The sequence below is a fragment of the Mesorhizobium sp. M2A.F.Ca.ET.039.01.1.1 genome (genome assembly GCF_003998035.1).
GTDB lineage: Bacteria > Pseudomonadota > Alphaproteobacteria > Rhizobiales > Rhizobiaceae > Mesorhizobium.
In genome coordinates, this window is sequence record NZ_RZRY01000120.1 from 1 (window position 1) to 12433 (window position 12433).

Genomic DNA, 12433 nt, shown 5'->3' on the forward strand with positions numbered 1-12433 from the left:
GTCCCGCGTCCGCCACCGGCACGGTCGAGGTGCGGCCGATCTGGGAAATGGCAGAGTACGTCGCCGCCGCGGAGTGAGCCGCGATGGATGATCGCTCGGAGATCGCGCGGGCGGCGGCGGAAGCGGCCGCCCGGAGCAGCTACGGCAAGCTGGTCGCCTGGCTGGCGGCGCGCACGCGCGACGTCGCCGGCGCCGAGGACGCGCTGGCCGACGCCTTCGCGGCCGCGCTGGAGCGCTGGCCCAGGACTGGCGTGCCGGCGCAGCCGGAAGCCTGGCTGCTCGCGGTGGCGCGCCGGCGCGATGTCGACGCCGTGCGGCGGCGGCTGACCGGCGAGGCGGCGCGCGATCATCTGCAGCTGATCGCCGAGGAGATGGAGGCGCGCATGAGCGGCGAGGAGCTGCCCGACGACCGGTTGCGGCTGATGTTCGCCTGCGCCCATCCGGCGATCGAAGCCAGCGTGCGCGCGCCGCTGATCCTGCAGACGATCCTCGGCTTCGACGCCGCGACGATCGCCTCTGCCTTCCTGGTCTCGCCGGCGACAATGGGGCAGCGGCTGGTGCGGGCCAAGGCGCGCATCCGCGAGACCGGGATTCCTTTTCGCGTGCCGGAGAAGGCGGAGCTCGGCGAGCGGCTGGGCGCCGTGCTGGAAGCGATCTACGCCACCTTCGCCGAAGGCTGGTCGGATCCGACCGGCACCGACAGCCGCCGGCGCAACCTCGCCGGCGAAGGAATCTGGCTTGGACGGCTGGTCGCCTCGCTGATGCCGGACGAGCCGGAGGCGCTGGGACTGCTGGCGCTGATGCTGTTCGCCGAGGCGCGCCGCTCGGCACGGCGCGGCCCGGATGGAGACTTCGTGCCTTTGGCCGAACAGGATATCGCGCTCTGGGACGACAGCCTGATCGACGAGGCGGAGGCCTTGCTGGCGGGCGCCGCGCAAAGGGGCCTCATCGGCCGCTACCAGCTCGAGGCCGCCGTGCAGTCCGCCCACACGGCGCGCCGGCGCGGCAGCGGCACGGACTGGGCGGCCATCCGCCAGCTTTACGACGCGCTGCTTTCCGTCGCCGGCTCACCGGTGGTGGCGATCAACCGTGCGGTGGCCATCGCCGAAACCGAGGGTGCAACAGCCGGGCTGGCGGCGCTCTATGTGCTGGGCGACGACAAGCGGCTGCAGGACTACCAGCCCTATTGGGCCGCGCGCGCCGGGCTCTTGGCCAGGCTCGGCAACACGAAGCAGGCGGCGCAGGCCTACGACCAGGCGATCGGCCTCGAGCGCGACCCGGCGCTGCGGCGTTTCCTGCAAGGCGAGAAGGCGAAGCTTGTGGGGGGTTAATGTCGGTTTGATCGGTGAGCAGGCGTCATCACCCTTTCCGGGGGATCGCGCAAACGCTGGGGATTGGCGGAAGCCTCTCAACTTCGTCATCCCTGGGCGAAGCAGCCGCGAAGCGGCGTCGCGGAGACCCTGGGATCCATGCCGTGACCTCGATCGTAGGATGCAGCGGAGCAGAATTCTGCACCGTTGCGGCGCGTCGAAGTCACGGAATGGATCCTTGGGTCTGCGCGCGTCGCTTCGCTCCTTGCTCCGCCCGTGGATTGACGAAGTTGGAAGGCTTCAGGCAATCTCCAAGGCATGCGGTCTGCCGAGCCGGCCATGCCAAGCGCCGCCTCGACGACGAAGCCGCCGCTGCCGGCGCGCGTACAGACAATCGTCGGGTCGGTCAAGCCCGCTGATGACGAAGGGCGCCCTAAGCCCCCAGCCCGTCGAACAGAATGGTCGACAGATAGCGCTCGGCGAAGGAGGGGATGACGACGACGAGGTTCTTGCCCTTGTTCTCCGGCCGCGAGCCGACGACGATGGCCGCCTGGAGCGCGGCACCCGAGGAGATGCCGACCGGCACGCCTTCAAGGCGCGCGACCAGGCGGGCATTGGCGACCGAATCCTCGTTCGACACCCTGACGATCTCGTCATAGACGGACGTGTCGAGGATCTTCGGCGCGAAGCCCGCGCCGATGCCCTGGATCTTGTGCGGGCCGGGCTGGCCGCCGGACAGAACCGGGGAGGCCTCCGGCTCGACCGCCACGATATGCAGCGAGGGCTTGCGCTTCTTCAGCACCTGGCCGACGCCCGTGATGGTGCCGCCGGTGCCGATGCCGGCGACGAAGATATCGACCTCGCCATTGGTGTCGTTCCAGATCTCCTCGGCCGTGGTGCGGCGGTGGATCTCGGGATTGGCCGAGTTCTCGAATTGCTGCGGGATGATGGCGTTGGGCAGCGTGGCGGCGAGTTCGTCGGCCTTGGCGATGGCGCCCTTCATGCCTTTCGGCCCTTCGGTCAGCACCAGCTCGGCGCCGAGCAGCGCCAGCATCTTGCGGCGCTCGACCGACATCGTCTCCGGCATGGTGAGGATCAGCTTGTAGCCCTTGGCGGCGGCGGCGAAGGCGAGCGCGATGCCGGTGTTGCCGGAGGTCGGCTCGATCAGCGTGGTCTTGCCGGGCGCAATCTTGCCGGCTTCCTCCAGCGCCTCGATCATGGCGACGCCGATGCGGTCCTTGACGGAGGCGATGGGGTTGAAGAATTCGAGCTTGGCCATCAGGTTGGCGACGATGCCCTTCTCCCTGGCGAACTTGTCCAGCCTGACCAGCGGCGTGTCGCCAATCGTCTCCGTGATCGAATTGAAGACGCGGCCGCGGCCGGGCACGCGCGCGGAGGTGACGGGCTTGTTCATTTGGTTCGCTCCCAGGGCAATGGCATAGGCAAAACAGAATAGGGCTTTCAGCCGCGCAAGATAGGCCGGCCACCTAAAATATCCGAGTGGGGCGGTTGCTGAAAAGCGCGCCGCAGCGGAAATGCATTTTCCGCTGCAGCGGGTTTCAGGAATGGTTTGGTTGAAATCCGGGAACGGCTGACATCGGAGCCTACTGGCGGGCCGCGATGGCGGCCGCCGCGCCCATCATGAAGCCGGCGGCGGTGCGGTTGAGCACCTTCAACGCGCGTGGCGATTTCAGGAACCAGCGCGCCTTGGCGGCCAGCGCCAGATAAGGCACCAGCACCACGAACAGCACGACCACGGTGAGCATCGCCAAAATGGCGTAGTCGGCGAGCGTGATCGTCTTCAGGTCGACGATGGTCGGCGTGATGGCGAGATAGAAGATCATCGTCTTCGGATTGCCGAGCGTCACCGTCAGCCCGGCGATGAAGCTCGACAGCAGCCCGCCCCGGGCCTTGCGCGCCTCGACGGTCTCGGGCGTGATACCGCTGGTCCAGAAGCGCCAGGCGAGGAAGGCGAGATAGGCGACGCCGGCCCATTTGATGGCGAGGAAGACCATGCCGAAGGTCTGGGCGACGAAGGCCAGCCCAAGCACGACGGCGGTGAGATAGGTTAGGTCGCCGAGCAGCAGGCCAAACGACATGGCAAGCGAGGAGCGGAAGCCGGAGCCGAGCGCGCGGGCGACCAGCGCCGTGACGCCGGGGCCCGGAATGGCGGCGGCGACGCCGAGGGCTGCGCTGTAAGCGAGGAATCCGGTGAGTGTCATGGTTGCGGTCCCGAGATAGGGACGCACTTGTCGCACGAAACGGATCGGGAATGAATTCGCTATGGGGCAGATTCGTTTGCGCCAGCCCCCTCATCCGGCCGCTTCGCGGCCACCTTCTCCCCGAGGAGAGAAGAGGTTGGCGCCGACGCTCGCCTGCTCCTCTCCCCTTGCGGAGAGGTCGGATTGCCCCGAATTGCCCTTCGCAATTCGGTTGGCAATCCGGGTGAGGGGGCCCCTCGACGCACGGTCGAACGCCCGACCACCGCTTACCCGCCATACGTCACACGCCAGATCGTACCGTTGCCGTCCTCGGTGAGGATCAGCGCGCCGTCCTTGGCGACAGCGACGCCGACCGGCCGGCCCCAGACCGCGTCGTCGGATATGACGAAGCCGGTGGCGAAGTCGTCATATTCGCCGGTCGGCTTGCCGTCCTGGAACCGTAGCCGCACCACCTTGTAGCCGGTGCGAACATTGCGGTTCCACGAGCCGTGCAGGGTGACGAAGGCGTCGCCCCTATATTCAGCAGGAAAACCGTCAGCCGGGAAGTTGCCGCCACTATAGAAGGCGATGTTGAGCGGCGCCGAATGCGCCTGGATCAGCACGTCGGGCAGCGTGACCTTGCCAGCGAGGTCTGGGCGCGCGCCCTTGTGGCGCGGGTCCTCGTTGTCGCCGATGTAATACCAGGGCCAGCCATAGAACGCGCCGTCCTTCACCGCGGTCGCGTATTCGAAGGGTGTGTTGTCGCCAAGCTCGTCACGTTCGTTGACGACGCACCAGAGCGCGCCGGTCGCCGGCTGCACGGTCATGCCGGAGCAGTTGCGCAGGCCGGTGGCGACGGTCCTGCGGTTGCTGCCGTCGGGGTCGAAGGCGAGCACGTCAGCACGGCCCTGTTCCGCGCCCCAGCCCTCGCCCAGCGGCTGCGATTTCGCCCACGCCTCGACACCGCCCTTCGGCTTCGCCCCCATATCCTCGGCGATGTTGGAGCCGGAGCCGACCGACAGATAGAGCGTCTTGCCGTCGGGCGAAAAGGCGATGTCGCGCGTCCAGTGGTGGCTGGCGGGGATTTTCGCGACGATGGTCTCCGGCTTGGCGGACGCTTCAAGGTCGCCGTCGCGATAGGGGAAGCGCACGACGCTGTTGCTGTTGGCCACATAGACCCATTGCGGCTTGTCGCCCGGCGGATAAAAGGCGATGCCGTAGGGTCGCGTCAGGCGCTTGGCAAAGATCGACGTCTCGGCGACCTTCGCGCTGCCTTGCGCCAGGCGATAGACGCGGACCTGGTTTGCCCGGCTGTCGGCGACGAAGAGGTCGCCGTTCGGCGCCACGCGGACCACGCGTGGACTGTCGATACCCGATGCGACCAGCTCGATGGAAAAGCCCGGCGGAAGCTGTGGCTTCGCGTCCTCCGGGCGATCGGTGACGCCGCCGCCATTGGCGGCGGACTCCGCCACATTGGGTTTCGGCTGATCCTGCGGCTTCAGCAGCCGGCGCACGCCCGGACGATCGGCTTTCCAGTCGCCGAAGGCCTTTTCGCCGCTGAGCAAGGGGGCCTGCTGCGCAAAGGCACCGGTGGCGAGAATCAAGGCAGTGCCCGCAAGGCCGGCGATCCGTATCATGCTGTTCTCCGTCGTCTGCCAATGCGCCTCGCTCGGTCAGGCGCTCCGAGCAGGACATATTGGGCAAACGACCGAAAAGAGAAGCTTGCGCACGCGGATTTGACGGAGCGCCGGAGCTTAGGTCTCCTCGGCATCCAGGTCGTCGTCGAGGCGCTTTTCCAGCTCGACGAGATCGGCCGGCAAGGGCAGGCCCATGGCGCGGAGCTCCCGCAATTTCTCGCGCAGCTGCTCCTGGATCTCGTGATCGTCCTCGGGCTGGTTGATCATTTCCTGAAGCAGGAGGTCGATCTGGGCCTTGATAGCTTCCAACGCCATTTTTTTCTCCCTCTGCAGCTGGTGCGACCCTAGGTGCGGCAAGATTCAGGTCAGGCCGAGCCGGAGTCGAAGACGGGCGCGAAGCGGCCAGACAAGGTGGCTTCCGAGAACCCGAGCGGAGCGTACTTAAAGTACGTGAGCACCGGAAGGGCAGGAAGCCGTCATTCGCAGGCCGGCCTCACCTGAATATCGATAAACCTAGCGGAGCATGCGCGAAATCAGTTGTGCCGTATAGTCAACCATCGGCACGATGCGGGCGTAATTCAGCCGCGTCGGCCCGATGACGCCAAGCGCGCCGATGACGCGGGCGTCCTTGTCGCGATAGGGCGCGACGACCAGCGACGAGCCGGACAGCGAGAACAGCTTGTTCTCCGAGCCGATGAAGATGCGCACGCCCGGCCCTTCCTCGGCTAGGTCGAGCAGCTGCAGCAGCCCGTCCTGCGTCTCCAGATCCTCGAACAGATGGCGCAGCAGTTCGAGATCGGCCTGGGCGGTGACATTTTCCAGCAGGTTGGCACGGCCGCGCACGATGAGACGCGCCGGCAGGCCGCTTTCGGCGCCGGCCCAGACCGCCAGCCCCTTCTCGACAAGATCCTGCGACAGCGTGTCGAGAGCGGATTTGGTCTCATCCTTGATGCGGGCGATCTCGGCGCGCGCCTCGGCAAGCGTGCGGCCCCGGATATGGGCGTTGAGGAAATTGGACGCCTCGTGCAGTTGCGACACGGTGGTGCCGACGGGCAGGTCGACGACGCGGTTCTCGACATCGCCGTTCTGCGACACCAGCACGGCCAGCGCCTTGGTCGGCTCGAGCTGGATGAATTCGATGTGCTTCAGCGCCACCTCGTTCTTGGAGGCGAGCACGAGGCCGGCGCCGCGCGACATGCCGGACAGCATCTGGCTGGCCTCGGTCAGCATATGCTCCAGCGTTGCGCCGGAGCCCGAGGCGCGCACCTGCGCCTCGATGATGCGGCGCTCGTCGTCTGAAAGGTCGCCGAGCTCCATGAAGGCGTCGACAAAGAAGCGCAGGCCCGTCTGGGTCGGGAGCCGCCCGGCGGAAACATGCGGCGCATAGATCAGGCCGAGATGCTCGAGGTCGCTCATCACGTTGCGGATGGTGGCCGGCGACAGCGAGGAGGGCAGGATGCGCGACAGGCTGCGCGAGCCGACCGGCTCGCCGTCGCGCAGATAGGAATCGACAATCCGCCGGAAAATATCGCGCGAGCGCATGTCGAGTGACTGAAGTACCGGCGACTGAAGCCCGGGCGACTGCGACGTCGGATCGACTGGTCTGTTCATTCCGGCGAGAAACCTCCTACCGGAAAGATATAGACTCCCGGTCGGCCCGCGCAACCCGCCCCGGCTCTCGCCCCTTTTCCTTTGCGCGAGAGACTGCATGCGTCTACAAGCCGCCAACGAATCCGGGAAAAACAGAAAGAGCCTCGATGCGCCCCTCCAAACGCCAAGCCGACGAAATGCGCGCCATCTCCTTCGAGCGCGGCGTGTCCAAGCATGCCGAAGGCTCGTGCCTGGTGAAGTTCGGCGACACGCATGTCCTGTGCACCGCGAGCCTTGAGGAAAAGGTGCCGGCCTGGATGCGCAATTCCGGCAAGGGCTGGGTGACGGCCGAATACGGCATGCTGCCGCGCTCGACCGGCGAGCGCATGCGGCGCGAGGCCTCCGCCGGCAAGCAGGGCGGCCGCACGCTGGAGATCCAGCGGCTGATCGGCCGGAGCTTGCGCGCCGTGGTCGACCTGCAGGCGCTGGGCGAACAGCAGATCACCGTCGACTGCGACGTGATCCAGGCCGATGGCGGCACCCGCACCGCCTCGATCACCGGCGGCTGGGTGGCGCTCTACGACTGCCTGCGCTGGATGGAAGCGCGCCAGATGGTCAGCGTCGCCAAGGTGCTCAAGGACCATGTCGCGGCGATCTCCTGCGGCATCCATGACGGCCAGCCGGTCATCGACCTCGATTATCTCGAGGATTCCTCAGCCGGCACCGACGCCAATTTCGTCATGACCGGCAAGGGCGGCATCGTCGAGATCCAGGGCACGGCCGAAGGCGAGCCTTTCTCCGAGGAGCAGTTCGCGGCGCTGATGGGACTGGCCAAGAAGGGCATTTCGCGGCTGGTGAGCCTGCAGCAGATGGCGGTGGCGTAGGGTTTCCAATGCCGAGCCTAGGCCCCCCTCTCTGGCCTGCCGGCCATCTCCCCCTCAAGGGGGGAGATTGGATTTCGCCGCGGCTTTCGCCAATCACCGGCGTTGCAGAATGGGTGCCTACGACAAAGCTGCCAATCTCCCCCCTTGAGGGGGAGATGCCCGGCAGGGCAGAGAGGGGGGCCTCGTGATACCCTCTGCAATTTTGGAATCAGCTCTCTACGTCACCAATTTGGCTGCCGCCGAAACCTTCTACCGCGACATCATCGGCCTCGAGCCACTGGGCAAGGTCGAGGGGCGCCATGTCTTCTTCCGTTGCGGTGACGGCGTATTGCTTCTCTTCAACGCCGAGGCGACCAAAATCCCTCCGGCGCCTGACGCCCGGCTGAAAGTGCCGCCGCATGGCACGGCCGGCGAGGGGCATCTCTGCTTTGCGGCTACCGCCGACGAAATCGCCGCATGGCGCAAGCATCTCGCCGCGAACAACATCGCCATCGAAAGCGACTTCGAATGGCCGCAAGGCGGGCACTCGATCTATATCCGCGACCCTTCGGGCAATTCGATCGAGTTCGCCGAGCCAAGGATCTGGAGTTTCTGATGCATTCTTTGAACGGAAGGAAGATCGTCGTCGCCAGCCACAATGCCGGCAAGCTGCGCGAATTCGCCGACCTGATGGCGCCGTTCGGCTTCGAGGCGAAATCGGCCAAGGAATACGGCCTGCCCGAGCCGGACGAGACCGGCACGACCTTCGAGGAGAACGCCTATATCAAGGCCTTCGCCGCCGCCAAGGCGACCGGCCTGCCCGCGCTGTCGGACGATTCCGGGCTTTGCGTCGACGCGCTCGACGGCGCGCCGGGCGTCTATACCGCCAACTGGGCCGAGAAGCCGGATGGCACCCGCGATTTCGGCATGGCCATGCAGAAGACGGAGACCGCGCTGCAGGAGGCCGGCGCGACCAAGCCCTCACAGCGCACCGGCCGCTTCGTCGCCGTCATCTGCCTCGCCTTGCCGGACGGCGAGGCTGAATATTACCGGGGCGAGGCCGAGGGCACGCTGGTATGGCCGCCGCGCGGCACGCTCGGCTTCGGCTACGATCCGGTGTTTCTGCCCAACGGTTTCGACAAGACTTTTGGCGAGATGAGCGCGGAAGAAAAGCATGGCTGGAAGCCCGGCCAGGCGACGGCGCTTTCGCACCGCGCCCGCGCCTTCCAGAAATTCGCCGAAGCGCGACTGGATTTGGCCAGGTTGGATCTGGCGCGATCAGGACCCGCATGAGCGCAGTGACCATACCGCTCGACCGCAGCCCCGGCTTCGGCGTCTACATCCACTGGCCATTCTGCGCGGCCAAGTGCCCTTACTGCGACTTCAACAGCCATGTCCGCCACCAGCCGGTCGACCAGGAGCGCTTTGCGCGCGCCTTCGAGACGGAGCTTGCGACCATGCGCGCCCGCGCCGGGCCGCGCGAGGTGACCAGCATCTTCCTCGGCGGCGGCACGCCGTCGCTGATGAAGCCGGAAACGGTGGGCGCGGTGCTGGAGGCGGTGGCGAAGAACTGGACGGTGCCTGACGGCATCGAGGTGACGCTGGAGGCCAACCCGTCCTCGGTCGAGGCCGAGCGCTTTCGCGGCTATCGCGCCGCGGGCGTCAACCGCGTCTCGCTCGGCGTGCAGGCGCTGAACGACAAGGACCTGCGCTTTCTCGGCCGGCTGCACAACGTCGAGGAGGCACTGCACGCCATCGGGCTGGCGCGGGACATATTTCCCCGTCTCTCCTTCGACCTGATCTATGCCCGGCCCGGCCAGGCGCCGGAGGCGTGGGGCGCGGAGCTGGAGCAGGCGATCGGCTATGCAGTCGACCATCTGTCGCTCTACCAGCTGACTATCGAGGAGGGCACGCCCTTCCACGCGCTCTACGCGGCAAAGAAATTCACGCTGCCTGACAACGACCATGCCGCCGACCTCTACGCGCTGACGCAGGAGGTGACGGCGGGGCATGGGCTGCCGGCCTATGAGATTTCCAACCACGCCCGGCCGGGCGCCGAAAGCCGGCACAACCTCACCTATTGGCGCTATGGCGAATATGTCGGCGTCGGCCCGGGCGCGCATGGCCGCTTCGTCGAGAACGGCCGCCGCACGGTGACTATAGCGGAAAGGATGCCGGAGACCTGGGTCAATCTGGTCGAGGCCAAGGGTCACGGCGTCACCGGCGGCGAGATCCTGACCCGCGCGGAAGAGGCCGACGAGTTCCTGCTGATGGGCTTGCGGCTCGCCGAAGGCATCGACCTGCAGCGCTACGAGGCGCTCTCGGGGCGCGGCCTTTCCAGCGCGCGGCTCTCGGTGCTGCAGGAGGAGGGGCTGGTGGCGCCGGTCGGCAATGCAAGGCTCCGCGCCACGACGGCAGGGATGATCGTGCTGGATGCGGTGGTGGCGGATTTGGCAAGGTAACCTCTTTGAAGAACGTTCTCTTCGTCTGCAGCCAGAACCGGCTGCGCAGCCCGACGGCCGAGCAGGTGTTTTCCAGGCTCCGCGACATCGAAGTCGAATCGGCCGGCACCAACCATGATGCCGACAATCCGCTGACGCATGAGCTGGTGGCGTGGGCCGACATCATCTTCGTCATGGAGAAGGCGCATCGCGCCAAGCTGCAGAAGAAGTTCCGCTCGAGCCTGAACGGCGCCAGGGTGATTTGCCTCGATATCCCGGACGACTACGAGTTCATGGACCCGGAACTTGTGCGGTTGCTGGAGGCGAGGGTGCCGCGCTATCTCTGAGAGCTGTGACGCTCCCCGCGCGTTCGTCATTCTCGGGCTTGACCCGAGAATCCATGCCGTGACCTATGCGAGGAGTGTTGCGGTCCAGAATTCTGCACCGTTAGTGGCACTTCGATGTAACGGCATGGATTCCAGGGTCTGCGCGCATCGCTTCGCTCCTTGCTCCGCCCTGGAATGACGAAGCGAGAGCGGTCTTCGCCACTCGCGAAGGTCGGGGACGCGCTTAAGCGTCGTGCTTCTGGCGGTGCTTGCCGCGGTGCTTCTCGCCATGCGCATCATCGGGGCGGGCCTGCTTCTGCTCGCTCTTGTCGCGGCGAACGCCGGGCTGTGCGGCGATGGGGTGTGAAGGGATGCCCTCGCGGGCGGTCTTGCTTTCAAGTCGGCTGATGAAGATGTCGAAGCGATTGGGCATCGTTCAGTCCTGCCTCCTCCCGGGGAATCAGGGGTTAAATTCGCCGCTGTGGGTTTCGTTCCGCACTGTGGCAAAGGCATGGCGATTTCCTTAACCCGACCTCACGTTTTGCAACGAGGCGCCAGCCATGCCAAACAAGGCCTGTTATGAGGGGCAACCGGTGACCGGCGACAGAAGCAGCTACCTGATCGGACAGACCGAGATCGCGGCGCGGCCGCTCTCGCCGGCGCTCTATCTGGTGGCGACGCCGATCGGCAATCTGGCTGATATCACGCTGCGCGCGCTGGAGACGCTGGCCGCAGCCGACATCGTCGCCTGCGAGGACACGCGCGTCTCGCGTGTGCTGCTCGAACGCTACGGCATCCGCCGCCGCACCACCGCCTATCACGAGCACAATGCGCAAGAGGCCGGGCCGAAGCTGATCGAGGCGCTGGCGGCCGGGCAGAGCGTGGCGCTGATCTCCGACGCCGGCACGCCCTTGGTTTCCGATCCCGGTTACCGGCTAGTCGGCGAGGCGCTGGAGCAGGGCATCCGCGTCGTGCCGATTCCTGGACCGTCGGCAGCGCTTGCGGCACTGACAGCTTCCGGCCTGCCCTCCGACGCCTTCCTGTTCGCCGGCTTCCTGCCTGTGAAGACCGGGCAGCGGCTGGCCAAACTGGAAACGTTCAAGGCGGTGCCGGCAACGCTGATTTTCTTCGAGTCGCCCAGACGGCTGGCCGAGACGCTTGCCGCCATGGTCGAGGCACTGGGGGGCGCGCGGAAGGCCGCGATCGGGCGCGAGCTGACCAAGGCTTTCGAGGAGATGCGCACCGGCACGCTGGCCGAGCTGGCCGGCCACTATGCCGCCGCCGACACGCCGAAGGGCGAGATCGTCGTCTGCGTCGGCCCGCCCGAAGCAGCGGAAGAGCAGCCGGCCGACATCGACCGGCTGCTTCTGTCTCTCGCAGCCGAAATGCCGGCTTCGAAGGCGGCATCGGAAGCGGCGAAGATGACCGGCGGCCAGAAACAGGCGCTCTACCGGCGGCTCTTGGAGCTCAAGGACGGACCATGATCCCAAAAAGTGGAAGCCGGTTTTTGGATAGGATCATGGTCGAGCAAAAAGGAGCCGACGGTGGCTGAGCGCACGGTCGGCCATCGCCGCAAGGCCTATCGGCGCGGTCATCGCGGCGAATGGCTGGCGGCGCTGGCGCTGATGCTGAAAGGCTACCGCATCCTTGCCCGCCGCCACCGCACCAGGCTCGGCGAGATCGACCTGATCGCCCGGCGCGGCGATCTCGTGCTGTTCGTCGAGGTCAAGGCGCGCCGCACGCTGATCGAGGCGATGGAAGCGATCGGCCATGAATCGGAGCGCCGCATCGAGGGCGCCGCGGATTTGTGGCTGTCGCGGCAGCCGGATTACGGGCGGCTTTCGATGCGTTTCGACATGGTGGCCGTGCTGCCCTGGCGTTGGCCGGTGCATGTCGAGAACGCGTTTTACGGGAGGAATTGAGCGGGCTTATCCCGCTATAATGGGTAGACAATCGCATATGGCAGCGCTGGCCCCCTCATCCGGCCGCTTCGCGGCCACCTTCTCCCCGGTGGGAGAAGAGGTTGGCGCCGACGCCGACAGTCTCCTCTCCCCTCGGGGAGAGG

The 12433-nt window shown here is 66.4% G+C and carries 14 protein-coding genes; 8 read left to right on the forward strand and 6 right to left on the reverse strand.

Annotation, left to right across the window (positions count from 1 at the left end):
• Positions 1–83 precede the first annotated feature (83 nt).
• The gene (locus EOA24_RS12200) at positions 84–1331 is read left to right on the forward strand and encodes an RNA polymerase sigma factor (protein ID WP_126080299.1); all 1248 of its coding nucleotides are present in this window, start codon (positions 84–86) and stop codon (positions 1329–1331) included.
• Positions 1332–1743: 412 nt separating this feature from the next.
• Here EOA24_RS12200 and cysK read toward each other — a convergent pair whose 3' ends face one another.
• The 5 genes from cysK to hrcA form a co-directional block, all read right to left on the reverse strand.
• Positions 1744–2724 (reverse strand): cysteine synthase A, encoded by a 981-nt coding sequence (cysK, locus tag EOA24_RS12205; protein ID WP_126080300.1) that lies wholly within the window; start codon positions 2722–2724, stop codon positions 1744–1746.
• 190 nt (positions 2725–2914) lie between these two features.
• Entirely contained in the window at positions 2915–3532 is a 618-nt protein-coding gene (locus EOA24_RS12210) for a LysE family translocator (protein WP_126080301.1), read from the reverse strand.
• 266 nt (positions 3533–3798) lie between these two features.
• A complete protein-coding gene (locus EOA24_RS12215; protein WP_126080302.1) occupies positions 3799–5148 on the reverse strand; it encodes a sorbosone dehydrogenase family protein in 1350 nt (449 codons plus the stop codon).
• A gap of 117 nt (positions 5149–5265) precedes the next feature.
• On the reverse strand, positions 5266–5463 hold the full coding sequence (locus EOA24_RS12220) for a hypothetical protein (RefSeq protein ID WP_126080303.1): 198 nt from the start codon (positions 5461–5463) through the stop codon (positions 5266–5268).
• 198 nt (positions 5464–5661) lie between these two features.
• On the reverse strand, positions 5662–6759 hold the full coding sequence (hrcA, locus tag EOA24_RS12225) for a heat-inducible transcriptional repressor HrcA (RefSeq protein ID WP_126080304.1): 1098 nt from the start codon (positions 6757–6759) through the stop codon (positions 5662–5664).
• A gap of 146 nt (positions 6760–6905) precedes the next feature.
• Between hrcA and rph the strand changes: the two genes are divergently transcribed.
• From rph to EOA24_RS12255, 5 genes are all read left to right on the forward strand, one after another.
• Positions 6906–7622 (forward strand): ribonuclease PH, encoded by a 717-nt coding sequence (gene rph, locus EOA24_RS12230; RefSeq protein WP_027169620.1) that lies wholly within the window; start codon positions 6906–6908, stop codon positions 7620–7622.
• A 184-nt stretch (positions 7623–7806) separates the two neighbouring features.
• The gene (locus tag EOA24_RS12240; RefSeq protein ID WP_126083636.1) at positions 7807–8217 is read left to right on the forward strand and encodes a VOC family protein; all 411 of its coding nucleotides are present in this window, start codon (positions 7807–7809) and stop codon (positions 8215–8217) included.
• Positions 8217–8894 carry an RdgB/HAM1 family non-canonical purine NTP pyrophosphatase gene (gene rdgB, locus EOA24_RS12245; RefSeq protein WP_126080305.1) on the forward strand — a complete coding sequence of 226 codons (678 nt, stop codon included), beginning with the start codon at positions 8217–8219 and terminating at the stop codon, positions 8892–8894. The genes EOA24_RS12240 and rdgB overlap by 1 nt, the downstream gene beginning before the upstream one ends.
• Complete coding sequence (hemW, locus tag EOA24_RS12250; RefSeq protein ID WP_189343306.1) at positions 8891–10063, forward strand: radical SAM family heme chaperone HemW; 1173 nt, start codon at positions 8891–8893, stop codon at positions 10061–10063. Before rdgB ends, hemW begins: the two co-directional genes overlap by 4 nt.
• 5 nt (positions 10064–10068) lie before the next feature.
• Complete coding sequence (locus EOA24_RS12255) at positions 10069–10389, forward strand: low molecular weight protein tyrosine phosphatase family protein (protein ID WP_126080306.1); 321 nt, start codon at positions 10069–10071, stop codon at positions 10387–10389.
• Positions 10390–10612: 223 nt separating this feature from the next.
• Here EOA24_RS12255 and EOA24_RS12260 read toward each other — a convergent pair whose 3' ends face one another.
• Entirely contained in the window at positions 10613–10801 is a 189-nt protein-coding gene (locus tag EOA24_RS12260; protein ID WP_126080307.1) for a hypothetical protein, read from the reverse strand.
• Positions 10802–10961: 160 nt separating this feature from the next.
• Between EOA24_RS12260 and rsmI the strand changes: the two genes are divergently transcribed.
• On the forward strand, positions 10962–11852 hold the full coding sequence (gene rsmI / locus EOA24_RS12265; protein ID WP_189343307.1) for a 16S rRNA (cytidine(1402)-2'-O)-methyltransferase: 891 nt from the start codon (positions 10962–10964) through the stop codon (positions 11850–11852).
• A 60-nt stretch (positions 11853–11912) separates the two neighbouring features.
• A complete protein-coding gene (locus EOA24_RS12270; protein ID WP_126080309.1) occupies positions 11913–12290 on the forward strand; it encodes a YraN family protein in 378 nt (125 codons plus the stop codon).
• Positions 12291–12433: the final 143 nt, after the last annotated feature.

Coding starts and splice junctions, on each gene's coding strand:
- hemW (WP_189343306.1), top strand. CDS start 8,891: ATGAGCGCAGTGACCATACCGCTCGACCGCAGCCCCGGCTTCGGCGTC.
- EOA24_RS12200 (WP_126080299.1), top strand. CDS start 84: ATGGATGATCGCTCGGAGATCGCGCGGGCGGCGGCGGAAGCGGCCGCC.
- rdgB (WP_126080305.1), top strand. CDS start 8,217: ATGCATTCTTTGAACGGAAGGAAGATCGTCGTCGCCAGCCACAATGCC.
- EOA24_RS12260 (WP_126080307.1), bottom strand. CDS start 10,801: ATGCCCAATCGCTTCGACATCTTCATCAGCCGACTTGAAAGCAAGACC.
- rph (WP_027169620.1), top strand. CDS start 6,906: ATGCGCCCCTCCAAACGCCAAGCCGACGAAATGCGCGCCATCTCCTTC.
- cysK (WP_126080300.1), bottom strand. CDS start 2,724: ATGAACAAGCCCGTCACCTCCGCGCGCGTGCCCGGCCGCGGCCGCGTC.
- EOA24_RS12215 (WP_126080302.1), bottom strand. CDS start 5,148: ATGATACGGATCGCCGGCCTTGCGGGCACTGCCTTGATTCTCGCCACC.
- EOA24_RS12220 (WP_126080303.1), bottom strand. CDS start 5,463: ATGGCGTTGGAAGCTATCAAGGCCCAGATCGACCTCCTGCTTCAGGAA.
- EOA24_RS12210 (WP_126080301.1), bottom strand. CDS start 3,532: ATGACACTCACCGGATTCCTCGCTTACAGCGCAGCCCTCGGCGTCGCC.
- hrcA (WP_126080304.1), bottom strand. CDS start 6,759: ATGAACAGACCAGTCGATCCGACGTCGCAGTCGCCCGGGCTTCAGTCG.